This is a genomic window from Hominisplanchenecus faecis (assembly GCF_020687205.1).
Classification (GTDB): domain Bacteria; phylum Bacillota; class Clostridia; order Lachnospirales; family Lachnospiraceae; genus Hominisplanchenecus; species Hominisplanchenecus faecis.
In genome coordinates this window covers 1-25,825 of record NZ_JAJEQE010000044.1, presented here as the reverse complement: position 1 = coordinate 25,825, position 25,825 = coordinate 1, and the positions used below count along the sequence as shown (strand labels likewise).

The 25,825-nt window shown below is 45.3% G+C and carries 26 protein-coding genes; 2 read left to right on the top strand and 24 right to left on the bottom strand.

Going from position 1 to position 25,825, the window contains the following annotated elements:
• Positions 1 to 108 precede the first annotated feature (108 nt).
• The 22 genes from LKD42_RS11505 to LKD42_RS11400 all read right to left on the bottom strand — a co-directional run bounded on the left by LKD42_RS11505 (position 109) and on the right by LKD42_RS11400 (position 21,841).
• On the bottom strand, positions 109 to 465 hold the full coding sequence (locus tag LKD42_RS11505) for a hypothetical protein (RefSeq protein ID WP_173895232.1): 357 nt from the start codon (positions 463 to 465) through the stop codon (positions 109 to 111).
• A 268-nt stretch (positions 466 to 733) separates the two neighbouring features.
• Positions 734 to 1,804, bottom strand: coding sequence for a galactose/methyl galactoside ABC transporter permease MglC (locus LKD42_RS11500; RefSeq protein ID WP_147631899.1), 1,071 nt, complete (start codon positions 1,802 to 1,804; stop codon positions 734 to 736).
• 14 nt (positions 1,805 to 1,818) lie between these two features.
• A complete protein-coding gene (locus LKD42_RS11495; protein WP_248835767.1) occupies positions 1,819 to 3,315 on the bottom strand; it encodes a sugar ABC transporter ATP-binding protein in 1,497 nt (498 codons plus the stop codon).
• 137 nt (positions 3,316 to 3,452) lie between these two features.
• Positions 3,453 to 4,679: a galactose ABC transporter substrate-binding protein gene (locus LKD42_RS11490; RefSeq protein ID WP_248835766.1), complete on the bottom strand. Its 1,227-nt coding sequence runs from the start codon at positions 4,677 to 4,679 to the stop codon at positions 3,453 to 3,455.
• Between the two features lie 161 nt (positions 4,680 to 4,840).
• On the bottom strand, positions 4,841 to 5,860 hold the full coding sequence (locus LKD42_RS11485) for a substrate-binding domain-containing protein (protein WP_248835765.1): 1,020 nt from the start codon (positions 5,858 to 5,860) through the stop codon (positions 4,841 to 4,843).
• Entirely contained in the window at positions 5,847 to 7,574 is a 1,728-nt protein-coding gene (locus tag LKD42_RS11480) for a cache domain-containing sensor histidine kinase (RefSeq protein ID WP_248835764.1), read from the bottom strand. Before LKD42_RS11480 ends, LKD42_RS11485 begins: the two co-directional genes overlap by 14 nt.
• The gene (locus LKD42_RS11475; RefSeq protein WP_147631895.1) at positions 7,558 to 9,162 is read right to left on the bottom strand and encodes a response regulator transcription factor; all 1,605 of its coding nucleotides are present in this window, start codon (positions 9,160 to 9,162) and stop codon (positions 7,558 to 7,560) included. Before LKD42_RS11475 ends, LKD42_RS11480 begins: the two co-directional genes overlap by 17 nt.
• 98 nt (positions 9,163 to 9,260) lie before the next feature.
• Complete coding sequence (locus LKD42_RS11470; RefSeq protein WP_248835763.1) at positions 9,261 to 9,875, bottom strand: TIGR04100 family radical SAM protein; 615 nt, start codon at positions 9,873 to 9,875, stop codon at positions 9,261 to 9,263.
• A gap of 15 nt (positions 9,876 to 9,890) precedes the next feature.
• The gene (locus LKD42_RS11465) at positions 9,891 to 10,724 is read right to left on the bottom strand and encodes a pyridoxamine kinase (protein WP_022119493.1); all 834 of its coding nucleotides are present in this window, start codon (positions 10,722 to 10,724) and stop codon (positions 9,891 to 9,893) included.
• A gap of 12 nt (positions 10,725 to 10,736) precedes the next feature.
• Positions 10,737 to 11,276 carry an ECF transporter S component gene (locus LKD42_RS11460; protein ID WP_022119492.1) on the bottom strand — a complete coding sequence of 180 codons (540 nt, stop codon included), beginning with the start codon at positions 11,274 to 11,276 and terminating at the stop codon, positions 10,737 to 10,739.
• Between the two features lie 156 nt (positions 11,277 to 11,432).
• Positions 11,433 to 13,709: a transglutaminase-like domain-containing protein gene (locus tag LKD42_RS11455; protein ID WP_248835762.1), complete on the bottom strand. Its 2,277-nt coding sequence runs from the start codon at positions 13,707 to 13,709 to the stop codon at positions 11,433 to 11,435.
• A 3-nt stretch (positions 13,710 to 13,712) separates the two neighbouring features.
• Positions 13,713 to 14,807 (bottom strand): DUF58 domain-containing protein, encoded by a 1,095-nt coding sequence (locus tag LKD42_RS11450; protein ID WP_248835761.1) that lies wholly within the window; start codon positions 14,805 to 14,807, stop codon positions 13,713 to 13,715.
• A gap of 174 nt (positions 14,808 to 14,981) precedes the next feature.
• Positions 14,982 to 16,145 carry an RNA-guided endonuclease InsQ/TnpB family protein gene (locus LKD42_RS11445; RefSeq protein ID WP_248835760.1) on the bottom strand — a complete coding sequence of 388 codons (1,164 nt, stop codon included), beginning with the start codon at positions 16,143 to 16,145 and terminating at the stop codon, positions 14,982 to 14,984.
• Positions 16,093 to 16,752 carry an IS607 family transposase gene (locus LKD42_RS11440; RefSeq protein ID WP_173896178.1) on the bottom strand — a complete coding sequence of 220 codons (660 nt, stop codon included), beginning with the start codon at positions 16,750 to 16,752 and terminating at the stop codon, positions 16,093 to 16,095. Before LKD42_RS11440 ends, LKD42_RS11445 begins: the two co-directional genes overlap by 53 nt.
• 101 nt (positions 16,753 to 16,853) lie before the next feature.
• Positions 16,854 to 17,795 (bottom strand): AAA family ATPase, encoded by a 942-nt coding sequence (locus LKD42_RS11435; RefSeq protein WP_022119489.1) that lies wholly within the window; start codon positions 17,793 to 17,795, stop codon positions 16,854 to 16,856.
• A gap of 70 nt (positions 17,796 to 17,865) precedes the next feature.
• A complete protein-coding gene (locus LKD42_RS11430; protein WP_147631890.1) occupies positions 17,866 to 18,348 on the bottom strand; it encodes a deoxycytidylate deaminase in 483 nt (160 codons plus the stop codon).
• A gap of 42 nt (positions 18,349 to 18,390) precedes the next feature.
• Positions 18,391 to 19,020: a uracil phosphoribosyltransferase gene (upp, locus tag LKD42_RS11425; protein WP_173865934.1), complete on the bottom strand. Its 630-nt coding sequence runs from the start codon at positions 19,018 to 19,020 to the stop codon at positions 18,391 to 18,393.
• Between the two features lie 35 nt (positions 19,021 to 19,055).
• Positions 19,056 to 19,487, bottom strand: a complete 432-nt coding sequence (gene rpiB, locus LKD42_RS11420; protein ID WP_147631888.1) for a ribose 5-phosphate isomerase B — start codon at positions 19,485 to 19,487, stop codon at positions 19,056 to 19,058.
• Complete coding sequence (locus LKD42_RS11415) at positions 19,481 to 19,942, bottom strand: arsenate reductase/protein-tyrosine-phosphatase family protein (RefSeq protein ID WP_022119486.1); 462 nt, start codon at positions 19,940 to 19,942, stop codon at positions 19,481 to 19,483. The genes rpiB and LKD42_RS11415 overlap by 7 nt, the downstream gene beginning before the upstream one ends.
• Positions 19,943 to 19,945: 3 nt before the next feature.
• Entirely contained in the window at positions 19,946 to 20,992 is a 1,047-nt protein-coding gene (locus LKD42_RS11410) for an L-threonylcarbamoyladenylate synthase (RefSeq protein WP_248835759.1), read from the bottom strand.
• 24 nt (positions 20,993 to 21,016) lie between these two features.
• Positions 21,017 to 21,490 (bottom strand): acyl-CoA thioesterase, encoded by a 474-nt coding sequence (locus LKD42_RS11405; protein WP_248835758.1) that lies wholly within the window; start codon positions 21,488 to 21,490, stop codon positions 21,017 to 21,019.
• A 15-nt stretch (positions 21,491 to 21,505) separates the two neighbouring features.
• Positions 21,506 to 21,841: a hypothetical protein gene (locus LKD42_RS11400; protein WP_022119483.1), complete on the bottom strand. Its 336-nt coding sequence runs from the start codon at positions 21,839 to 21,841 to the stop codon at positions 21,506 to 21,508.
• A 404-nt stretch (positions 21,842 to 22,245) separates the two neighbouring features.
• Here LKD42_RS11400 and LKD42_RS11395 point away from each other — a divergent pair, with 404 nt between their 5' ends.
• Both LKD42_RS11395 and LKD42_RS11390 read left to right on the top strand, forming a co-directional pair.
• Positions 22,246 to 23,082: a transketolase gene (locus LKD42_RS11395; protein ID WP_248835757.1), complete on the top strand. Its 837-nt coding sequence runs from the start codon at positions 22,246 to 22,248 to the stop codon at positions 23,080 to 23,082.
• Complete coding sequence (locus tag LKD42_RS11390) at positions 23,070 to 24,011, top strand: transketolase family protein (protein WP_173865936.1); 942 nt, start codon at positions 23,070 to 23,072, stop codon at positions 24,009 to 24,011. Before LKD42_RS11395 ends, LKD42_RS11390 begins: the two co-directional genes overlap by 13 nt.
• 114 nt (positions 24,012 to 24,125) lie before the next feature.
• Here LKD42_RS11390 and LKD42_RS11385 read toward each other — a convergent pair whose 3' ends face one another.
• The gene (locus LKD42_RS11385; protein WP_248835756.1) at positions 24,126 to 24,935 is read right to left on the bottom strand and encodes a transglutaminase-like domain-containing protein; all 810 of its coding nucleotides are present in this window, start codon (positions 24,933 to 24,935) and stop codon (positions 24,126 to 24,128) included.
• Between the two features lie 48 nt (positions 24,936 to 24,983).
• The gene (locus LKD42_RS11380) at positions 24,984 to 25,652 is read right to left on the bottom strand and encodes an SH3 domain-containing protein (protein ID WP_248835755.1); all 669 of its coding nucleotides are present in this window, start codon (positions 25,650 to 25,652) and stop codon (positions 24,984 to 24,986) included.
• Positions 25,653 to 25,825 lie beyond the last annotated feature (173 nt).

Sequence of the window (25,825 nt, the reverse complement as noted above, 5' to 3'; positions counted from 1 at the left end):
CGCAGCGTGTCAGGAGATTGTTTTCGAATCATCATGGCGTTATATATTTTATAAAATCATTTCTATGGCGTTCATTTGCACATTTACACAAACCTCCACCACAATTTTTTATTTATCTGCATCCTCTGATGCATCTTTGCTTTCTTCTATTTTATCTTCCAGCTCTGCCACTTCTTTTGCTTCTACGGCAGCTTCTTCACCTTCAGAAGTCTCTGCATCTTTTTTTTCTTCTTCCGGTACTGCATTATAGTCTTCTTTGATTGCTTTATAGCTCTTGGTGACTCCCATGATCACCATCCCTGCACCGATCACAGCAAACACTACCATAAAAATGGACATCAGTATTTTATCGGTTCCGCTGCTGGTCGGGATATCTTTATACATATAGTAGGCCTGTGCCAGCAGATATACGCCTGCCATGGCATAGATCGCCATACGTCCTTTATACTTTGCTCTGTCATTCATAATATTATGCTCCTCTCTTTTTGCCTGTATTTCACATATTATGATGTTTGGTCAAAAGATATTTGCCCTCTTTGATACTGGATTGTTCCGTAGACATCATAGTTGGAGACTTTTGACACCCACATCATAATATCACATTTCCAACAGAAAAGATAGATAATACTTATCCGTTTTTCTATTTTCAGTTCAAATACAGGCTCTTTTTTTCTCCGATCAAGAGAAAAAAAGAGCCGAACAATATGTCCGGCCCTTGAGATTCTGTAAAAAATTATTTACGAACCAGGTATTTTCTCATATCGATAGAGCAAGCTACCAGAATGATGAGACCTTTGATGATGTACTGCATACTCTGGTTGATTGAGAGGAACTGCAGTGCAACGAAGATAATTCTCAGGATGAATACACCAAGAACGATACCACTGATCTTACCAGTACCACCTACGAAAGATACACCACCGATAACGCAGGCTGCGATAGCATCACACTCGTAGTTCAGACCTGTGTTGGCCTGGTTGGAACCGATACGTGCTGACTCGATGAAACCTGTAATACCATACATAGCACCAGCCAGGGTATGTACTGCGATTGTTGTCCAGAATACACTTACACCAGATACGTTTGCTGCTTCCGGGTTAGAACCTACAGCGAACATATTTTTACCAAATGTTGTTTTGTTCCACATGAACCACATGAAAGCAATCATGATAATTGCATACCAAACATAGTTCGGGATTGGAACGCCAAAGAATTTAACTAAACTTCCTGTTACGAAGTTTTTGAAGGAATTGTCCAGACCTGACAGAGGCTGTCCATTGTTTCCGTTGATCATGATGTACAGAAGCAGTACACCGTATGTAATCAGCTGAGTTGCCAGTGTTACGATGAATGGATGCAGTTTAAACTGTGCTACGAACCATCCATTGACGAAACCTACGATACCACCAACAACGACAACGATCAGGATTACTACCGGGATTGGCAGTGGCTGAAGATTCGGGAACATCTTTGTTGCATAGTCCATAGACTGCAGTAAAGATGCGGAAATACATGCTGTCAGACCTACAACTCGACCAGCAGAAAGGTCGGTACCGGTCAGTACGATACATCCTGCGATACCAAGTGCGATCGGAATATTTGCAGCTGACAGAGAAATAATATTTACGATAGAAGATACACTCAGGAATTTGTGGTTCTGTGTGTATGTATAGATTGCAGCAATGATGATCAAGATATACATCAGGTTGTTGATGAATCCCTCTTTCCAGAAGGTTTTCTTGTCTTTGCTGTCCAGTGTTTTATAATTTGCGATACTTGCTTTTAAATTTGAAAATGCTCTCACTTACTTCAGCCTCCTTATACATATTTTGCCGCAAGGGTCATGATCTCTTCCTGGTTCGTCTCGCTGACATTTACTTCACCTGCAAGACGTCCACCGGACATAACGAGAATTCGGTCACAGATTCCCAGAAGTTCTGGCATTTCAGAAGAAACTACCATAACTACCTTGTTCTTATTTGCAAGATCCAGAATCAACTGGTAAATCTCGTATTTAGCACCAACGTCGATACCACGTGTCGGCTCATCCAGCAGCAGTACTTCTGGATTCGTCAGCAGCCAGCGTCCAAGGATAACCTTCTGCTGGTTACCACCTGACAGTGAACGGATTTTTGTTTCCTGTGTCGGTGTTTTGGTATGCATCGCATCGATGGACCACTGAGTATCCTCCCTCATGGACTTCTCGCTCAGATACAGACCTTTCTTTTTATGTTTCTTAAGGCTGGAGATAACCGTATTTTCACGAATACTGAGGATTCCGAAAATACCGGTTGCACGACGTTCCTCTGTCAGAAGGGCGAAACCGTTCTTGATAGATTCACGTGCGTTGCGGTTTGTGCAAACCTTACCGTCCAGTTTGATCGTTCCTGATTTTCTTGTTGCAATACCGAAGATGTTCTCCAGTGTTTCGGTACGTCCGCTTCCGTCCAGACCGGCCAGACCGACAATCTCACCACGGCGGACTTTGAAGGAAACATCACGCAGCAGAGAGTACTGTGCGGTCAGGTTTTCTACTTCCAGAGCAACTTCGCCTGGTTTGTTTGTCTTTGGCGGGAACTGGTTTGTCAGCTCACGACCTACCATCAGTCTGATGATCTCATCCATTGTCATTTCTTTTGCCGGTTTGGTAGCTACCCATGTACCGTCTCGCATGACTGTGATGTCATCAGAAATTCTGAGGATCTCTGCCATTTTATGGGAGATGTAGATGATACCACATCCCTGATCTCTCAGCATATTTATGATTTTGAACAAATGTTCTACCTCTTCTTCCGTCAGGGAAGATGTCGGCTCGTCGAACACGATAATTTTCGAATTAAAGGAAACTGCTTTTGCAATTTCTGCCATCTGACGCTGTGATACCGGCATAGTGCTCATGATCCTCTTCGGATCAACATCGATCTCCAGTTTTTCGAAAAGTGCTTTTGTATCATCATACATTTTCTTTTCGTCTACCATCGGACCTTTTTTGGGATAACGTCCCAGCCAGATATTGTCCATAACACTACGTTTCAGGGCCTGGTTCAACTCCTGATGAACCATTGCTACACCATTTTCCAAAGCTTCCTTGGAGTTTTTGAAATTGATTTCTTTCCCTTCCAGAGAAATGGATCCACCGTCTTTTACATACATCCCAAACAGGCACTTCATCAATGTAGATTTCCCAGCGCCGTTTTCTCCCATCAGTGCGTGAACCGTTCCTCTTCTTACGGTCAAAGAAACATTATCCAACGCCTTAACGCCTGGGAACTCCTTGCTGATATTTTTCATTTCAAGCAAAACATCATGCTCCATATCCTGACCTCCTGTCTTTCTACTGCTTACCTTATACTTAAGGAACGGCCGCCGACCAGCGGCAGCCGTTACCCTTGTATACTATTTCACGAATGAACTTCCATCATTCATTTCCCGTTCTGTTTCAGAATCAGATCTTATTCTTCTCCTGTGTACATAGCGTATGGGATGTAGATCTTATTCTTAACGTTTTCAGAGATGTTGTAAGAATCTGTGCCAGCCATTACATCCTGACCTGAACCAGCGTTCTTTGTCAGATCTGCGATACAAGCTGCCATACCTTCAGCATCCTGTTTGATTGTACCTGTCATCTTACCGTCTTTGATCAGCTGTTTAGCTGCATCTGTAGCGTCTACACCGAATACAGGAATTGTCTTGCAGTCGTCTGTACCCAGGTTGTATCCTTTGTCATTCAGAGCAGAGATAGCACCTTCAGCCATACCGTCGTTGTTGCAGATAACAAGTTCGATCATGTTCTTGTTTTCTTCGTTGTACTGTGTCAGGTTGGTTGTCATGTAGTTGTTTGCAGCTGTTGCACTCCAGTTACCATCCTGGTCAACCTGGTAGCAGTCTGTGTTGGAAGAATCAAAGTATTCCAGAGCCGGTTTTCCTTTCTCTTCCAGAACTTTGTTAGCATCTTCTACACCATACTGTGTACGGTAGATAGCTTCTACGTTACCAAGCTGTCCCATGAACATAGCGTAGGAGATCTTTCCGTCACCGTTCAGGTCTACAGAATCGTAGTTGTCAACCAGGTAATTTCCGATCATTTCGCCCTGCATATGTCCTGCTTCCGGAGCATCTGTACCAACGAATGCACACTTGTCATAGCTTCCAAGTACTTTACCTTCGTCTTCGTCACCTTCAACTGCACGGTTGAAGAAGATTACAGGGATACCTGCTGCTTTTGCTTTTTCAACGATCTGAGAAGAAGCGTCTACAGAACCAGATGTTACGATGTTAACGATCAGTACATTTGCACCTGTCTGGATAGCTGTATCGATCTGCTCGTTCTGTGTTGTCTGGTTGTTGTTTGCATCGTAGTCCTGATATTTAACACCCAGTTCGTCCAGTTTAGCATCCAGTGCTGTACGTACGGAAGCGATGTATGTATCGCCGTATGTATAGTACATAACTGCTACGTCTGCGTTAGACAGGTCAACATCGCCTGCTGCATCTGCTACGGACTGTGCTTCTGACTCAGCATCAGCTGCTGCTGTATCAGCTGTTGTATCAGCTGCTGCTTCTGTTGCTGCTGCTGTATCAGCTGTTGTATCTGTTGTGTTGTTAGATGATCCGCATCCTGCAAGCAGAGATGCTACCATTGCTGTTCCAAGTAAACCAGCGATTACTTTTTTCTTCATGATAAGTTCCTCCCAAAAAAAATGATTTGTTTTTCATTACTCTAACAATATAGCACAAAGTTCTCAATTTTCCAATATGATAATTTACGATTTTGATATAATTTTCTATTTTTTTCTTAAGATTTAAACCACCGTTTCATACTTTTGCACGAAAACGAGATTTAATTTTTGTTACTTTTTTCGAAAGCAAAGAGTCTTCTCTGACATTCTTCATCATACATGTTCTCTTTGTCCACTGCGATCGTATCCGTATAAATGGTATCTTTGATGGAATATCCGTTGATCAGCTTGTAGGCGGTCTCCACGCCGAGATACCCCATGGCATAGGAATTCTGTACGATCAGGGTGTCCACTTCCCCCGTCTCCAGCATGCCGACCGAAACCACATTGCTGTCAAATGCGACCACACGGACATTGTCTTTCAGCCCAAGTTCCTGGATTGCATAGCCGACCCCGAGTGTTGTCCATTCGTTAAAGGTGACGATCACATTGATCTTCGGATGCTTTTTCAGCATTTTCTTTGTTCGTTTTTTTGCATTTTCTGTATCGGAAAGCACATTGATCACGGCATCAATTCCGGCTCTTTCATCACGCAGAATGCTATCCCGGAATCCTTCTTCTCTTTTCTGTCCATTGTCCGAGTTTTTATCGTAATTCACAATGCCGATATGGATTTCTTCGTTTTCATCTTTCATGGCTGCTTCCGCTGCCTTACATCCAGCATCGTAATTATCGGTTCCGATCCGGCAGCTGACCGCATCGCTGTCCACGTCGCTGTCGATGACCACAACCTTGACCCCTTTGCCTGCCGCATCATTGATCGCATCGGCATTTGCCTCATAATCTACCGCAGAAAAAATAATGACTTCCGCTCCGTCTTCCACTGCCTTTGCAATCATCTGATTCTGTGTCTCATAATCTTCTTCGCTTTTCGGTCCCTCGAAAGTCAGATCCAGATTGCATGCCGTTGCAGCATTGCTCGCCCCTGCATATACCGATTTCCAGAATCCGGAAACGGTTGACTTTGCAATAAAAACAACTTTGTGCTTCTGATCGCTGCTGCTTTCACTTTCTTTTCCGTTGAGAATCGGACGGTGAAAAGCCGTCAGACAGAAGATCAGCACCAGACAGACCAGAAATGCCATCCACAGGATGCGGTTTCTCCACCTATTTGTCTTCATAGCTTCCCTCCGTTACTTTCGGCATCATAATCGTGACACAGGTGCCTTCATCCAGCTCACTCTTTATGGTCAGGCCGTATTCTTCCCCGAAATAGATCTTGATACGGTCATTTACATTCTTGATTCCGATTCCGGCACGGTCGCTTCGCTCCTTTTTCAGTACTTCCTCGCACTGTTCTTCTGTCATGCCAACTCCGTTGTCCTCCACCGTAAAGATGATCTTGTCTTCGCTCTGATGGATGCTAATCCTGATCATGCCCTCATCTACCATACGATCCATGCCGTGATAAATTGCATTCTCGATGATCGGCTGCAGTGTGATTTTATTACAGTAATAAGAAAGGCATGCCTCATCAACGTCAAATTGATACCGGAACTGATTTTTATAGCGGAAATTCTGAATATGCAGATAGCTCTGTGCATGCTGCAGCTCTTTCTCAATCGGGATCAGCTCATGTCCGCGGCTGATGCTGATGCGGAACAGCCTTGCCAGGGCATTGACCATCTCCACGGCATCTTCATTGCGTCCGGCTTCGCACATCCAGGCGATCGCATCCAGTGTATTATAGAGGAAATGTGGATTGATCTGTGCCTGAAGTGCCTTCAGTTCTGTTTTCCGAAGGCTGATTTCTTCCTGGCGGACTTCTTCCATCAGCTTCTGGATCCGTACTGCCATATGTTCAAACGAATCCGACAGGGCGGAAATCTCTTTGGTTCCCGTCACCGGATGATAGACAAACTCGGCACTGTTTCCCTCGAATTCTCCCATCGCACGCACCAGGCTTGTAACTGGTTTTGAGAACAGATCCGAGAAAACGCTGCCAAGGAACACCGTTCCGGCAAGTACGATCGCCAGGATCACGACCAGGCTGCTGACTACGCGTTCCACTTTGTTTGTGATCATTTCATCCACATAGCATACTCCCACGATATGCCAGTCGCAGTTCTGAAGGGAGTTGACGGTGTAAATCACATTAGACTTGATGTACGTCCCGTTCTCCATATTTTTCTGGTTTTCTTCTTTTAAAGAAGCGTAAATGAGCTGCTGCTGCGGATGATAGACAATGTTTCCGGCATCATCGGCAATATAGCAGTAACCATGCTGCCCGATCCCGACATCATCAACATAATCGGCGATATTGTAAAAACTGATATCCACCGCTACCTGGATCGTATTCCCGTTTGCATCCTGCATGTTCTGGGAAATCGTTACCACCCACGGATAGTAGTCCACAAACAGGGATTCTACATGCGGTTTTGTGATATTTAAAATTCCTTCTTCCTGCGGCAGATCACGCACATAAGAAAGATTTTTGATATAATTTTCTTTTAATTTCTGACCATTTGTCCAGCATTTTAAGATCTTGCCGTTCATATCATAGGAAGTAACTGCAACAACATCGGATCTTATCTTCAGAAGATTGGAGAAAAAATTATTTGCTTCTTCCTCCTCTTTCTGAATGTTAGCACAGATCATCTGCATGATATCGTTCATGTCTTCGGTATAGTTGAAAACGGTATTTTTCACCTGTACAACGGCCTGCTCGCTCGTTGTGATCGCATTCTGCTCCATATCATTACGGTAAAGATTAACAAATATAAGCAGTGATACGACTGAAGTGATCATAACGATCACGCTCACCAGGATGACAAACAGACTCGACAGTGAAATCTGCTGAAACCGCTTCACCGCCTCTTTAATCCTGTCTGCCATCTTCATACGTTCTCCTGCAGCTGTTCGGTGAAACACCGGTATATTTTTTGAAGCAATAGCTGAAATAATGCTGATCGTTGTAGCCGCATTTTTCCGATATCTCACGGACTTTCATGTTGGTGTCCATCAGAAGCTCTTTGGCTGTCTCGATACGCTTTTTCGTAAGCAGCTCTTTGAACGTCTCACCGGTATCCTTTTTCAAAAGTGCACTTAAGTAGTTCGGGCTGACGGAAATCTCGGTGCTGACCGAAACAAGGGACAGATCCGGATCGGCAAATTTCTCGTTGATGATGCGGATCGCACGGTTGCAGAGCATCACACTGCTCTTCTTTCGCTGGTCTGCGATCATCAGGCGTGCCGTAGTGCAGATATCTACATAGAACTGCCTGGAATCTCCGATATTGCCGAACATTTTCATGCTGTACATCGGGAACTTCTGCTGCATCTGCTGAACCACTTCTTCTCCGGCAACCGAATAAAGTACCTGATAAACCGTCGAAACGATCAGCATCAGGATAAAATCCGTCTCAGACTGAGAGATCTTGTGCTGTACGACCTGGTCAAAAAAGTTCTGCAGATAGCCGCTGATCTCTTCCGGTCTGCCTTTTCGAAGCAAATTTTCGATATCTTCCACGGTCTGATGCACCATCACCTTGTCAAAACTCTCTGTCCGTTCATCGTCTGATATAAAATGAATGTTTCCTTCTTCTTTTCCGTAATTTGCAGCCGCACTCATCGCCTCCAGATAGCACTCATGACATCTTTCCAGCTTTTCGACTACTCTGCTGACTCCGATCACGCTGTCCATCCCCATGATACGCTCCACACTCTGACAGATGTCATCCACCAGAATATGCAGATATTTATCAAAGCCACGCGGCGTTGCCAGAAGCAAAGATACTACGCGTCCCTGTAAATAAACGCTGCAGTACTTGGTGTACTTTTTGAGGATGGAATCGATCGCCTTGACGCTGCCTCTTGTCGTGCAGTTCTTTCCGTCTTTATCCAGGATTCTGGTGACCATCACCGCATAATTCAAGGCTTCCGGCTCTTCCCCGTCGAGCAGTCCGCAGGAAATTGCCTCTTTCATCAGTATCCTGTGCTCTTCTTCCGGAAGTTCCCCGCCAAAGCCATCCAGAAGCAACGGTGTCAGAAACTCTCTTTTCTCCATATGCTCCTGACGCATCCCCGGCTGGGAAAATACCTGAAACTTCTGATCGATCTTCTCTTTCATCTTCAGGAGCTCTTTTTCAAGTTCGGAAGATGAAATCGGTTTTAACAGATAGCTGATAATATTATATTGTATGGCCTGCTGTGCATAAGAAAAATCATCAAATCCACTCAGAAATGCGATCTGGGTAGCCGGCCTTATCTCCCGCACCTGGCGTGCAAGCTCGATGCCGCTGATAAATGGCATGCGTATATCCGTCAGAAGCAGATCCGGCTCCAGCTTTTCCGTCAGTTCCAAAGCTTCCGCACCGTTTTCCGCCTCTCCGATCACCTGAAAACCGACGCTTCCCCAGTCTACTTTCCGGATCAGGGAACGACGGATCTCTTGCTCGTCATCTGCAACAATCACTGTGTACATGGTGTTCTCCTTTACTAACTTTTCGGTATTCTCACAGTTACCTTTTTTCCTTCCATTATACCCAGAATTGCAGATTTGTCAAAAAAAAGGAGGACTTTTCAGTCCTCCCACGGGCGAATGCGGTATTTTGCCCCTATGCGGTCACAGATTTCCTGGCACTGCTTTTCTTCTTCGTGTGTGATGGTCGTCTCTACGGTCGTCATCACAACATTTGGAATGTATTTTGTACATTCTTTTGTGAAATCGATCATGGCATCAAATGACTTTTCTCCGAATTTGCTGCGTACCAGCCTGTGGTACTCATCTGCATTCGGGGTATTCAGGCTGACAGAAATCGTATCCACAAGACCTTTCAGTTCCGGAACGATGTCTCTTTCATTGACCAGACTGCCAAGTCCGTTTGTGTTGATACGGATCGGCATATTGTACTTTTCTTTGATCAGCTTTGCACTCTGTTTCAGCACATCGAGTGCCTCGGTCGGTTCGCCGAATCCGCAGAATACCACTTCTTTATATTTTGAAAAATCTACGGCTTTCATGGCTTCCTGCACTTCTTCAAAAGATGGTGCATGCTCCAGCCACAAAACATGGGAATTTTCCATGTGATCTCTGGTCTGACGCAGGCAGAAGGTACAGGCACATGGACATTTATTAGTGAGATTTACATAGATATTATCGTGTACTTCATAGAAAATCGTCATTTCTTTTTTCATAATGCAGCATTCCTTTCAGTCTGTTTTTAATTTTCCTAAAACTTCTTCAAAACATACGCCGTCTGTCAGCGGAATATCCAGTTCCTGTGAGCGGATAATACATTTTTTGATAAAATCGGAAGCTTTCTTCACGGATTTATAGAACGGCACTCCGTTGACGGCATCGGCTGCGATGATGGATGCAAAGATATCGCCGGTTCCGGAACGCTGTGTTCCTTCTTTGTGGGTACGCAGCACTTTCGGCTGCTGCCCTTCTTCGTAACAGAAGTTTGCAATAAATCCGCCCTGGACGATGCCGGTGATGGCGATTTTTTTCGGTCCCATCTTGTGGATCTTTTCTGCCATTTCCTGGATTTCTTCGATCTTCCATTTTTCTTTGTACGGTGTATCGGTAAGCACGCAGGCTTCTGTGACATTCGGTGTGAGAATGTCGGCAAACTCGACCAGTTTTTTCATTTCACCGCACATTTCTTCTGTGTAGGTCGGATATGGTTTTCCATAATCGCCCATTACCGGATCAACGATGATCTGTGTTTCTTCTGTTTTAAACTCTTTAAAAAACTTTTTTACAATCTCGATCTGTTCTTTGGAACCTAAAAATCCGGAACAAATCCCATTAAAATGAAGATCCAGTTTCTTCCATTCCTGCATATAAGGAACCATGCGGGAAGTATAGTCTTCGAAAAAGTAGCTTGGAAAACCCGTGTGGTTGGAAAAAATGGAGGTCGGCAGCGGACAGCACTGCACCTTCATAACAGAGAGAATTGGCAGTGCTACGGCTATCGAGCATCTGCCAAATCCTGAGAAATCATTGATCACTGCAATTTTTTTCTGATTGTTGTGAGACATATTTCACCTTTCCTACGCAAGTCGTTTGATAAATACCGGAATTTTGGCTTTTTCAAATGCAAATCCGATCACATAGAACAGCAACAGTCCGATCACACCTTCTGTGGTCAGTCCCGGGATCTGGGCAAAACCTGCTGCCATGCCGCCGTAAAGGAAGCATCCTGCAAACGTATAGCCTGCAATCATGATCACGATACCTGCCGCTGCTCCGAGAAATGTACGGAGACGCATCATACGGATCTCTTCGCCTTCGCGATAAGCGATCATAGCGATCACAAGTCCCATGATCCCTTTGATGATCAGTGTCGGAATGATCCACTGTGTATAGCCGCTGAGCAGATCTGCCAGACAGGAGCCAATGCCGCCTGCCAGCATTCCGGTCATATTTCCAAAATAAACACTGACCAGCAGAATACAGCAGTTCCCAAGATGCATGTAACCAAGCGGGATCGGGATCTGGATCACCATGGTCGATACACAGACAAGTGCGATCGCCAGAGCATTGATTGCCAGTTTCTTTGCTGTCCAGTTTGTACTTTTCTTTTCGTTCATACTTTTCTCCTTCATGACGCACTTGCTGCGTCAATAATGGCAGATTTGGAAGTCAACTTCCAAACTTTCACCTTCCTGTTTTTTCTTGCTGTTCAGTATAAGCTTTTTTTGTCATTTAAAAAACAGACAATATTCAGCATTTTTACAGGGTCAGTTTTAAGCATATGCTTTGATAAAGCGGAAAAGAAACTTCTTTTTGCGGCTCATGCCCTTCAAAACCATACGGCAGGTGTAACGATAAAGTCCCCTCAGCTGCATGGTTTCCTCTTTTGTCACCGGATCACCCGCAAAGTTTGCCCGCATCACAATGTCCATCGCCTGATCAAGTTCTTCTTTGTTCAGCCACTGGAACTGTTCACAGACCTTCGCCGTAAATCCGTCTTTCATGCAGTCCAGTCCCTGCGGCATTCCGGCAAAAACGAGTACTTCATAGAAATCCCTGAAAATCTCCTGTGCATTTTCGCCGCTGCGTCTGCGAAGTCGGATCGTCCGTCTTGCAAACAGGATCAGCCCTGCAAAGATCAGAGACAGAAGAACGGCTGCGATCGATACGATCCCTGTCTGTGTGCCCGAAAGACTTCCATTCATGCCATTTGCACCATATCCGTTTTTGCTGTCAGAATCGCTGCTCTGGTCTGCATTTTGTTTCCTCGTATCCGGAGTCTGCTCGTTATTTTTATCGTTGTTCTGTGTTCCATCTTCTGTATCCATGCTCTCTGTCTGCTGTTTTTCCTGCGAACTTTCGCCATAGTAGGATAAATCTGCACCGGAATCATAGGACGGCGTTGTCTCAAATGGAATCCAGCCATAGTAGTCCGTATAAATTTCTGCCCAGGCATGTGCTCTGCTGCCTTCTACGTTTGCGAGCCATCCGGCTCCATCCTGCCAGTCAAAATCAGCTGCCGGAATGGCAAATCCGGTCGCATAACGTGCCGGGATGCCGTACATCCGCATCAGAAGCACAGCTGCCGTCGCAAAATGCACGCAGTACCCTTCGTGTTTTTCAAACAGGAAATATTCTGCAAAATTCTGATTTTTCGGAAAACGTCCGACCTGTGGATTATAAACAGCACTCTCATCGAGAAACGTCCGCACGATATTGCAGATTTCCTCGATATCCGCCCCTGGATTGTCCGCCACAAACTGCTGCATCCGCTCTGTTCCCTTTGTCGGATAATCCAGATAATGCTGATACACATAGTCGCGGTAATCGTCCGTCAGGCTGTCAGCCGGTTCAGTGAAAAGATATGCAATTCTCTCGATTGGATAATAACGATATTCCTTTTCTGTGCCGTCATCAGACATACCCTGGGAAAAATAAGGAGCGTAGGGATGACTGGCATCGCTTTTCCCCTGTGGAAAGCCAACTGTCAGACGGACTGCCCCATCATATCCCTGTGTATTCGACCAGGCTGTCGCTCTCTGGCAGAAAATTTCTGCTTTCTCTTCCGGATCGTCGTTTGCTTTCCACCTGCTATTCGAGTATTTCGTACCGGTGTATACTTTCAGATAGAGACTGCCCTGCGGCTGCTGATCCTGGCTGACTGAAAAAAGCACTTCGCCTGTATTCAGGAAAAAATCAGCATCGTTGATCGTACCTTCGCTCACGCCGCCGGATGCTATTTGTGGCATCTGGCTCTGAAGCGGAGCCGTCCATTTCTCGATCTCTTTTATAAAGGACGTCTGCTGGATCCTGGCTCTCGTCTGTTCTTTTCCCTCAAAAAGCGGCTCCAGAAGGGATTTTCCGGCTGAAAATCCGATCAAGAGCAACAGCAGCGATAGAATCCCCAGAAAGAAAGCACTGCCATTTCGCTGCCTGTCGTGTTCTTCTGCGGAGGATGCGATCAGTCCCAGTGCACACAGCAGCATACAGAATGTCCCCATGCCATCCGGAACCTGTCCGAAAACAAATGCCGCACAGAATGGAAGCACCAGAAGTAAGACCGCCAGATATTTGCCGATTTCTGTGCTCAGACAGATAAAAAACAGATCATACAGCAAAAAAACGACCACGATCAGGGCACAGGTGATCTCATATTCACTACCGATCCCCTGATAAACACCCCCAGGCACTGTCATTCCTGACTGGAAAACCCTGCTGATCTCCGAGAATCCTTCCAGGATCACGGAAAAACGCATCCACACAAGAATGGGCGTGACCGCCAGTGTGAGCAAAAGCAGCAGAAACTGCCTTTTTTTCATCAGATAGAGTATGCCCATCCAGATCCCGGCTGCCAGCAGCACACCATACAGCAGATCCGCATCATACACAACGTTTATGATTCCAAGAGCCGTCTTCATCCATCCGAAAACACCAAGAATCATATAGCAGACCGGAACGATCGCAAGAAATCCGGATGTTACCGTTCTCTTTTCTTTTTCGGAGATACTTGCCTGCAAAGAGAGGCCTGTATCTTTTTTTCTTTTTTTCATATCTTACACTTCCAATACAAAGCCTGAAAGGCTCTCTTTCAACTCCTCTTCTCCAAATGTTACGGTATCTTCTTCGTCTCTTTGCAGATTTCCTTCTTTGTCCAGAATCAGAACGGTGCTGTAAGTTCCTTCCGGATAGGAGGAAAAATAAGCTGCTTTCACATCATATTCCTGCTTATAAAAGGATGTTCGCATCAGAAGATCCAGCATTTCGTAGAGATCCTGTTCTTTTTTCACTGCATGACGCCGGATCTGTCCTTCTTTTTCATCGTACCACGCCACAAAATGCGGACATTCTGCCTCAAGCATGGAAAAACAAAGCGAAGCCGCCAGCTCAAAAAAGTGATCTGCTCTTTTTGCACCGCCTTCTTTCTGACTAAGCTCCAAAAGAAGCAATACCTTGCAGCCGCACGGCATACTGTATTCTTTTGTCATCAGCTCGCCGCTTCTTGCACTGCTTTTCCAGTGAATCTGCTGCATCCGGTCTCCCGGTCGGAATTCGCGGATCTGAAAAATCTCGGACGGATCGTCCCCGCTTCGCTCCTTCTCATATTCATCGCCTTCCACCGGAAAATTTCTGGTTTTCATGGAAACCTCCACCGGAAACGTGTGGATATCAGGCAATACATTAACATTTATCTGAGACCGTACTCTGACCTTTCTTGCAAAAAGATGCAGATAATCACTCACCTGCACTTTTTTGAGTGAAAAGACCATTTTGCCGCAGTAATCTGCTTTTGCACTGATTTTTATCGTTTTTTCCGCTTTTGCCGCCACACTCTCATTCACGATCCTTTTTTCACTGCATCCGCCGCTGCGGTTCTCACATTCCAGAATGGTATATACAGCAGATACCGGCAGCAGTCCGCTGTTTTTTATATGAAGCTCCATCTCAAACGTCTGTTTCTTTGCAGATACCGGCACTTTCATATCCAGCCATACACGGATATGCAGCTTAAGATACCAGGACATCAGAAACATAACTGCTGCCAGAAGCAGTTCAAATGCCAGCATCGCAAGCATCCAGGTGCTGTCATACATGATCTCCAGATATATCGTGATAAGAACCAATATCATATACCATACTTTTCTTATCATACCATACCGTTACTGAAAACTTATAAAAAGTTATAAACTTCCATGTTTCATTCCTACTTCAACGAGTATGCTTTTGATGATATAAATATCTATCTACTCACAAGTTCTTGTACTCTCCATAGGCGTAAATTCCGGACTAACGTATCCGTACATATTTGCATTAACGTTTCAGTGTTAGCTTGCAAATCGTTCTCCATAAGCCTTGAGATTTATAGATGCCTGGAAATCTCTGTCAACCATATTCCCACATTCACATCTATAAACCCTGTCAGATAACTTCAGATCTTTTTTGATGTTTCCACAGCAGCTGCAAAGTTTTGATGATGGATAAAACCGATCAGCCACTATAAGCTGGATCCCTTTATCATTGCATTTGTATCCAAGCTGTTTTCTAAACCAAAAAAATCCTTGTTCCTGTACTGCTTTGGATAAATGTCTATTTTTCATCATTCCGCTGACATTCAGATCTTCAATACAAATAAATCTTGGCTTTCGATTTACGATCCCAGATATGGTCTGATTCAAATAGTTTTTACGGATGTTTGTTAATCTGTGATTTCGTTTTAATAAAAGTTTTTCCTTTTTGATTACATTATTTGTTTTACAGTAACTTTCCCCTTTCTTATTTTTCTCGTAAGAACGAGAGATACTACGCTGTAATCTACGTTTCTGTTTTTCTAGTTTCTTTACTTTCTGACTCTTATTGATGTTCTTATACTTAACGGCATCAGAGCAGACAGCCAAGTCTTTGATTCCTAAGTCTATGCCAACTCCATCATCATTAAGTGTTTCCTTGCAGTCAGGAAATTCTACACATACACTGATCCACCAGTTCAATCCATCAAAGGATATCCTCGGATTCATATATTTAACATCTGTTGGAATACGTCCATGTTCTGCAAGTCTTACCCAATTCTTTTTTTGCTTATTTGCTTTCCTGCTGGAAGAAAAACCTTCAAGCTTAACATGGGTATTACTGAATCGTATCTTAACGTTGTCCTGATAGAACTTCGGCATTGATCTCTTTCTGGACTTGAATCTTGGGAATTTTTGCAAACCCCTGAAAAAGTTCTTATACGCAGTACAGGCATCTTTGATTGCCTGTTTGGTTACATTATTTGAAATATTTAATAACCATGCGTATTCATCAGAATGTCTAAGCTTTGTAAATTCTTTTCTGAGTTCTGGATCTGAAATGAATTTGCCACCTTTTTCGTAGCTTTCTTTTTCCCTGGCCAAAGCCCAGTTATAAGCAAATCTTGAAGCTCCTGCGTACTGAAACATCTTAGTTTTCTGTACGTTGTTTGGTATCAACATTACTTTTATGGCTTTTACCATCTGTTTCCTCCTGTATCAATTCTCGGATAAGTTTCTTAGCTTTGTCCGCTCGTTTTCCTTGTAATTTGCAACTGGATACTGTGATTATCTGAACCAGGTCTTCAACAAGTTCCTGCTGTTCAGATCTTTCAGTATTATCAATAATCTCAATCTCACAATTATAAAGTGAAGCGATATATTCTATCAACTCAAAACCAAATCTCAATAGCCTGTCTTTATATAAAACTACAACCTTTTCAACCTGATTTTGAGAGATTCGTCTGATCAATTCCTGAAGTCCTTTTTTCTTATAATCAATCCCAGAACCGATATCACTTATTATCTCAAACGGCTGCCCTTTTGCCAGAAGATATGTCTTGACATTATCAATTTGTCGTTCCAAATCATCTTTTTGTTTATGGCTGGAAACACAACAATATCCAATTGTAATGCGATTTTTAGGCTTTACATTTATTACTTGGTTGAGTTGCTCATCGGAATAATATCTATAGCCACTTACTGTAGTATGATGCGGATGAAGTTTTCCATTGGCATCCCAATTTCGTAATGTCTGAGCAGATACGCCTATAATTTTTGAAAATTCATGTATAGAATAATATTTACTCAAAGTATCAACTCTTTTCAATAATATTCCACTCTAATATCTTATAAAACTCAACACCGACTTGTATGATTTTATAATTTATATTTAACTGTTAAAAACCTCCGCTAATTCTTTTTCGGTGATGGTTTTGCCACGCCGGCGAAAATCTCTTCCAGAACTCCTTCTGCTGTCACATGGTTGGCTCTTGCCTTGGAGTTTAAACGGATTCGGTGATGGTTGACTGCCAGAAATACCTTCTCCACATCGTTTGGCACGACATAATTTCTTCCTGCCAGATAAGCAGCCGCCTTGATCATCCCCGCCAGGGCGATCGTTCCTCGTGGGCTTACACCAAGCTCCAGCATCGGATGCTGTCTGGTCTTTGCGATCAGCTCTGCAATATAATTGTAGATCACATCATGGATAAAGATTTTGTCGACTTCTTCCTGCATTGTCAGCAGATCGTTCATCTGGATCACCGGTGAAATGCGATCTACCGGACTGCCGCTTCTGTGGTCTTTTAAAATGGCAATTTCGTTTCGGATATCCGGGTAGCCCATGGAAATACAGATCATAAAGCGGTCCAGCTGGGATTCCGGCAGCATCTGTGTTCCTGATGAGCCGATCGGGTTCTGTGTCGCCATGACGATGAACGGCTTCGGTACTTCTCTTGTGATGCCATCCACCGTCACATTTCCTTCTTCCATCACTTCCAGCAGTGCGGACTGTGTTTTCGGGGATGTACGGTTGATCTCGTCTGCCAGAAGCAGGTTGCACATCACCGCCCCCGGCTGGTACTCGAATTTGCCGGTGTCCTTGCGGTAAATGGAAAATCCTGTGATATCTGCCGGCAGCACATCCGGTGTGAACTGCACACGGTTCTGGCTCATGGCACATGCCCTTGAAAATGCCAGTGCCATCGTGGTCTTTCCAACACCCGGGATATCCTCGATCAGAATGTGTCCCCTCGCAAGAATGGCCATCATCACCATTTCCACGCAGGAATCTTTTCCAATGACTGCTTTTTTGACTTCGTCAATTACATTTAATGCATTTACCAGATACATAGTTTCCTCCTGAAAAATGCCACAGAACCCTCTCTTCTCTATGAGATTGTCCTGCGGCATTTTTGTCACATTATACTGAAATTTCAATATTTCTTCCGGTTTTCTGATATTTATAATACCGCACGCCTGCCGCATTCATCATACGTTTGGATGCACGCACGCTCGGCGTACCATCGTATTTATCGCAGTCGTATACTACGGTTCGGATCCCGCACTGAATGATCGCTTTGGCACACTCGTTGCACGGAAAGAGCGAAACATAAAGCTTTGCTCCCTCCAGGCTGCCTCCCCGGTAATTGAGGATTGCATTGAGTTCGCTGTGCGTTGTATAAAAATACTTGGTATCGTACGGATCTCCTTCTCTTCTCCACGGGAATTCATCATCGGAACATCCCTTTGGAAATCCATTATATCCAATGGACAGGATTTTATTATCCTCGCTCACAATACAGCAGCCAACCTGTGTATTTGGATCTTTGGATCTGAGTGCCGCAAGATGTGCAACCCCCATAAAATACTCGTCCCAGGAAATATAGTCGGTTCTTTTGTCCATACTTTCCTCCAAATGACGTTCTCCGTCAGACTCAGGCAACGTCTATTTTGTGCCGAAGATACGGTCTCCTGCATCGCCAAGTCCCGGTACGATATAGCCGTGGGAATTGAGCTGTTCATCCAATGCACCGATGTACATATCCACATCCGGATGACATTCCTGCATCTTCTTTACACCTTCCGGTGCTGCGATGATGCACATGAAATGGATGTGCTTTACGCCTTTGTCTTTGAGCATCTGGATCGCCGCGGTTGCAGATCCGCCGGTAGCCAGCATCGGGTCTACGACAAAAACTTCACGCTCTTCAGAATCTGCCGGCAGTTTGCAGTAATATTCCACCGGCTCCAGTGTTTTGGGATCACGGTACAGACCGATATGACCGATCTTTGCGGACGGAATGATGGAAAGCATACCGTCAACCATGCCAAGACCTGCTCTCAGGATCGGCACAACAGCCAGTTTTTTACCCTGTAATTCTTTTACGGTTGCCGTGCAGATCGGCGTCTCGATCTCTATGTCCGTCAGTTTCAGTTCTCTGGTTGCCTCATAGCACATCAGCATTGCGATCTCACTGATGATTGTACGGAAATCTTTGCTGCAGGTGTCTTTTCTTCTGATCACCCCGATTTTATGCTGGATCAGCGGATGATCCATAACTTTTACTTTTGACATAACGTTCTCCTCATTCTTACTTCCTGTCTTTTCTCTTATTTGTCTTCGATCATTTCGATACGTCTGATGTGACGCTCATCCCCGGAAAATGGGGTATCAAGGAACGTATCTACGATCTTCAGGGCAAGTCCCGGACCTACCACGCGGCCGCCCATTGCCAGAATGTTGGCATCGTTGTGCAGTCTCGTTGCCTCTGCACAGAAACAGTCGGTGCAAAGTGCAGCACGGATGCCTTTTACCTTGTTGGCTGCGATGGAAATACCGATTCCGGTTCCGCAGATCAGGATTCCTTTCTCAAATTCTCCTCTTGCAACAGCCTCTGCCACTTTTTTGCCGTAGATCGGGTAATCTACCGACTCTGTGCTGCTGCAGCCGAAATCGTGGTATGCAATTCCTCTGTTTTCCAGATGTTTCTTTACTTCCTGCATCAGTTCGTAACCGCCGTGGTCACATCCAAGTGCTAACATAGTAGTTCCTCCTCATTCAATACAACAACCAGGCTGCTGATCATGCAGTCAAGCAGCTCATAGCAGGCTCCGTAGTCCGCAAGACTCCCGCCCACCGGTTCTGTAACATCAGTTTCTTCTTTTATATATTCGGAAAGCTGCCAGGTGTTCTGAACATTCTCATGCTCCTGGAAAATCCTCTGTTTGAGAGCGTCTTCCATCACAAGGATCAGCGTCCGCTCATCAAAATCTTCCTGTTCCAGCATCTTCGCCGTATGATCTTTCATGGTCAGCCCGTGGCTTGCCAGGATTGCTTCTGCTTTCTGATTGACCGGCTCCGGAAAGAGCACGACAAGTCCTCTGGACTCCACCTCCAGCTCTGAGAGCAGAAATTTGCTTTTCAGAATCGCTTCCGCCATCGGTCCTCTGCAGGTATCGCTGTTGCTGACAAAGATCAGTCTGTCGTATTTCTTCATAAGCTATACCTCCATCACCTGATGGCCTGCTGCTTTCATCAGACGGTTCATGATCGCCTGCCCCATCTGCGGTGTCTCAAAACTCTCTGAATAGATGCGATCCACCTGAAGCGTGTCAAAATCTCTTAATATGCCAAACAGATGACGTGAAATGCTGAGCTCATCGCTGCGGCTGCCGATCGTGCGGAGAATTCCGCCCAGGTAGTCTGCTGCTGTCTCCGTTGAAGCGATCACGCCGATCTTCTCGCCTGCCGCTTCTCCTTCTTTTAACAGTTCGTTGATCTTTGCCGTAACCTTTTCCTGCTCTCCCTCAACGATCGTCAGGCTTGCCTTCGGTGCATAGTGACGGTACTTCATGCCCGGTGCCTTTGGTTTGATGCCGCTGTCATCCGAGAGGATCGCACGGTCGATCTCCGTCTTTCCGATCACTTCTTCTAACATCTGCTGATTGATATAACCCGGACGCAGGATCGTCGGAACGCCCTCGCTCAAATCTACGATCGTAGACTCCAGCCCGATCCCTACCGGACCTCCGTCAAGGATCATCTCGATCCTGCCGTCCAGATCCTCCTGCACATGTGCCGCACAGGTCGGACTTGGCCTTCCGGAAGTGTTGGCACTCGGTGCTGCGATATAACCGCCCGCTGCCCGTATCAATGCCAGTGCCACCGGATGATCCGGCATACGCACTGCGACCGTATTCAATCCGCCTGTCGTCCCCATCGGAACCAGATCCGTCTTTTGAAAAATCATCGTAAGCGGTCCCGGCCAGAAGGCATCCGCCAGCATTTTTGCTTCTTCTGGAATTTCTGCCGCAATTTTGTTTAATGCTTCAAATTCTGCAATATGTACGATAAGAGGATTGTCGGAAGGTCTTCCCTTCGCAGCGTAAATTTTCTCCGCCGCCTGTTCATCCAGTGCATTGCCGCCAAGTCCGTATACCGTCTCCGTCGGAAACGCCACAAGACCGCCGTCTTTTAAGATGCTGCCGGCTTCTGTAATGATCTCCTGATCGATCCCTTCTTTTATATTCGCTGTGATTGTCTTCATAATCCTGCTTCCGTCCTTTTTCTTCTAAAAACCTTCTCTGCGTCTCTGTTTGCGGAGTGCATAGCGTTTCACTCCTGCTTCCCACTCTGCCTTTTCACTCTCGCTCTCAACGATCAGTCCCGGGACTTCCACTGCATGTCCCTCCTCGTCGATCGCCACCATCACCACATAGGCACGGTTGATCACGCGACGCATTCCTTCAAGATCCTCGACATAAGTATCGACACGTACCTCCATCGAAGTGCGTCCCACATAAGTGATACGTCCGATCAGAACGATCGTATCATTTAAATAAGCTCCGGCTTTGAAGTTGAGGTTGTCAATGCTGGCCGTCGTGATCCGTCCTCCCGCATGCCGCATGGAAACGATCCCTGCCAGTTCATCGATCCACTGCATCAGCTGTCCGCCGAAAAGCCTTCCATATCCATTGATATGGCGGTGCATCAGAAGATACGTCTGCTCTGTCATAGAATCCTGAACTCTTTTTTTCTTATCCAAAATGATCACCCCGGATTATTCGTCGTCTCTGAAGATCACGCCGTCTTTGCCAAGGGTACGGAAATCCATATCGATCATGCGATCAAACAGGTCATCCTCATCGTCTTCGTCATCATCATCAAAATCGTCGTCATCAAAGTCTCTGTCCTGATATTCATAGGCACTTAAATCTGCCTTGCCGTTAGCATACAGCTCACGGATCGCTTTTTCTGCTGATTTTGCATCGATGGCAACTGCGATGTCTTCCTCCGGGCCGCAGATCTCCATGAGTTCTTCGTCTTCAATATAGGCAGCTTTGGTCACTTCCATAACTGCCAGAAATCCTTCTTCATCTTTATATAATACCTGCATATCTGTTCCTCCTGTCTCGTTGGTATCATTACGTTACGCTTTTTTTATTATAACACAAGAAAGCCCTGTGCAAAACCCTATTTTTTGTGAAATAAAAAGGAAGCCAGACTTGTTACAAGTCTGGCATTAGGAAAGAGAAAAAATGAAATATATGTAAAAAAGGAATGAACCTTTGTACAAGTACTATCATAACGGCATTCTGTGAATAAAGTGTGTTCGAACGGTGAAAGTATTGTTATGAAATTCTAAATCATTTCCAAACATTCTAAACAAAACAGTAGGAAAGTGTGTACATTCTTGTGAAGAATTGTTGACGAACCCTGTTTCCTTGTTTATAATGAACTCCGGTTATTGTTACGCCCGCAGGGCGTTTTGGGTACAAAACACTGAATTAGGAGGACACCATGAACAAGTCAGAGCTTATGAAAACTGCAAATGAAATCCGCAAAGGTGCGATCACCGGCGTTTATTCTGCAAAATCCGGTCATCCGGGCGGTTCTTTATCCGCAGCAGACATTTACAGTTATCTTTTTTTTGAAGAATTAAATATAGATCCGAAAGATCCGAAAAAACCGGATCGCGATCGTTTCGTCCTTTCCAAAGGACATGCTGCACCTGGTTATTACGCAGCTCTTGCAAACCGTGGATATTTCCCGGTGGAAGATTTAAAGACACTGCGTCACATTGGTTCTTATCTTCAGGGCCATCCGGATATGAAACATATCCCTGGTGTTGATATGTCAACCGGTTCTCTTGGACAGGGTGTTTCCGCTGCCGTTGGTATGGCAATCTCTGCCAAACTCTCCGGCGATGATTACCGTGTATATACACTGCTTGGTGACGGCGAGATCCAGGAAGGACAGGTATGGGAGGCAGCCATGCTCGCAGCCCACAGAAAACTGGACAACCTGGTTGTGATCGTAGACAACAACGGTCTGCAGATTGACGGTAAGATCGACGATGTAAACTCTCCTTACCCGATCGACAAAAAATTCGAAGCGTTCCGTTTCCATGTGATCAACGTAGACGGGCACGACTTTGATGCACTGAAACAGGCTTTTGATGAGGCTCGCACCGTAAAAGGACAGCCGACTGCCATCATCGCAAAGACCATCAAAGGAAAAGGAGTCTCCTTCATGGAAGATCAGGCTTCCTGGCATGGTGTCGCTCCAAACGATGAACAGTACAAACTCGCTATGGAAGAACTTGAGAAAGCAGGTGAAGCATTATGTCAGAAGTAAAGAAAATCGCTACAAGAGAGAGCTACGGAAATGCTCTTGTTGAAATCGGAAAAGAACATGAAGATCTGGTTGTACTGGATGCCGACCTTGCCGGAGCTACCAAAACCGCTATTTTCCAGAAAGTATTCCCGGAAAGACACATCGACTGCGGTATCGCAGAGGGCAATATGATGGGCGTTGCAGCCGGTCTTGCCACCACCGGAAAAGTTCCGTTTGCAAGCTCTTTTGCCATGTTCGCAGCAGGCCGTGCTTTTGAACAGATCCGCAACTCCATCGGTTATCCGCACCTGAATGTCAAGATCGGTGCTACGCATGCCGGTATTTCTGTCGGTGAAGACGGTGCCACACATCAGTGCAACGAAGATATCGCTCTGATGCGTATGATCCCTGGCATGGTGATCATCAACCCTGCCGATGATGTGGAAGCAAGAGCTGCCGTAAAAGCTGCTTATGAATATGTCGGACCGGTTTACATGCGTTTCGGACGTCTGGCAATCCCGGTATTCAATGATGAGAGTACCTATAAATTTGAACTCGGCAAAGGTGTTGTCCTTCGTGAAGGCAGCGATGTTGCGATCTTTGCAACCGGTCTGGAAGTTTATGAAAGCATGCAGGCCGCAGAAATGCTCGCAGCAGACGGCATCAACGCCAAAGTCATCAACATCCACACGATCAAACCGCTCGATGAAGAACTGGTAGTCGCTTCCGCAAAAGAATGCAAAAAAGTGGTTACCGTTGAAGAACACTCCATCATCGGCGGACTCGGCAGTGCGGTATGCGACACACTCTGTGCAAACTATCCGACTCCGGTATTGAAAATCGGTGTCAACGATGTATACGGCGAGTCCGGTCCTGCAGTACAGCTGGTGAAAAAATACGGTCTGGATGCAGAGAGCATCTACAAGAAAGTAAAAGCTTTTCTTGCGTAAACTCTTTAAACAAAAGGAAGAAAACAAAAACGACTTTCCGCTATGGTTTTTCCATTCGGAAAGTCGTTTTTATTTTTCTGTTTTTCGGTCTGTCTGTGTAAAATACTTTTTATTTTAGATAGTTCGGATAGAAAGAATCTGCAGATACATCGGATAGTAGCCAAGTCCGTAAACACCCCTTGCCCAACCGTCAAACTGTGCCTCCGGATCATAGTAAAGTCCGTTAATCTTGACCAGGGAATGTCTGGTAAACCCATCCGGTGCACCATCTACGCCGCCCGGGACACGGCCGGCAATGACCTGTGGCTGATAGCCGATTGCTTTGGCGAGCATGGCAAATCCACATGCGAAATTGTAGCAGTTCCCGGCTCTCTTTTCGTACATTTCCAGGGCATAGTCGTATTCCCATCCGTCATACACAGAGAATCCTCTCCAGGTACGGTAACTGAAATTCGCACGGCTTGTCATATACTGAAAAGCTGCGTAAAGCTTCTGGCTTTTACTCATTTTAGAAGTTGTGATCTTAGCAAGAATCTGGTTGGCTTTCTCCAGGGCTTTCTGTTCCTTCAGCTCCGTCTTGCTCAGTTTTACATAGCCACTTTTTCCGATCTTGACACCGTTTACTTTTTTATTGACCTGCATTCTTCCGCTCTTCCTGGAAAAATATGCTTTTTTGCTGCCGAAAATCTGCCAGCCGGTCTGCATTCTTCCCTTCTTATCAAACGAATACCTGAATTTTCCGATCTGCTTTACTTTATTCTTTACTTTTTTACCCTTCTGATTGTAGTAATAGCGATATCCGCCTTTGTTTACCCACTGATTTGTTTTTGGTGCCGCATTTGCACTTACCGGCATAAATACTGCCAGTGTCAGCACCAGAAGCAGTATCTTTATAAAACCTGCTTTTCTTCTTTCGCTTTTCATCTTTATCTTTCCTTTCCTGATCATGCTCTGTGCTTTCCGTCAGACACTTTAGTACTCTTCGATCGCCGTACTTCCGTCAGAATACGTGATCTCGTAGTAACCATGACCGCTTCCGTCGCAGTCATCATAAGCCTGACGGCTCACTTCCGTCTTGCCGCCTGCGGACTGTGAAGGCTGCTGAGCTGCCTGCTGGGCTGCCTGTTCTGCCGCCTGCTGGGCTGCTGCTTCTGCTGCCTGCTGAGCTGCCGCAGCTGCTTCTGCATCCTGTTTTGCTTTGGCAGCTGCTTCTGCCTCTTCTTTTGAATCGGTGATATATTTCTTAACTACATAACCTTCTTTGTCATCGACTTTGACCTGATACCAGTCGCCTTCTTCTCCGAGAACGGTAATTTCTTTTCCGGTTGCCAGAACGGTCATTGCTTTTGCATCCTTGTCTGCAGCTTCACGCATATACACATCGCCGGATACATACATGGTCTTTTCTTTTGTTTCTGTCTCGGCTGCTTTTTCTGCTTTGGCTGTTTCACTTTCCGTCTCAGTGGCTTTTTCCGTCTCGGATGCCGTCTCTGTCTGTGTTTCGCTCTGTGTTTCTGCCTGTGTCTGCGTCTCTGTCTGTGTTTCTTTTGCTGTTTCCTGTGTGCTGCCATTTCCACATCCTGTCATCATAGCCATTGACAGAGATGCTACGCAAAGTGCTGCCATCCATTTTCTTCTCATTGTGTTTCTCCTTTTCTTCTGTTTTACATCTGTTCAAGAATGTCTCGGGCATTCTTACTTTCCGCCTGCAAAAGCGGGACTCATCTCACATTTACCTTTTTTCAAGTCGAACGCACGTGAGACTTGGCACGCGATTCTGGTCAGCTTTGCTGACATTTACCCAACAGAATCGC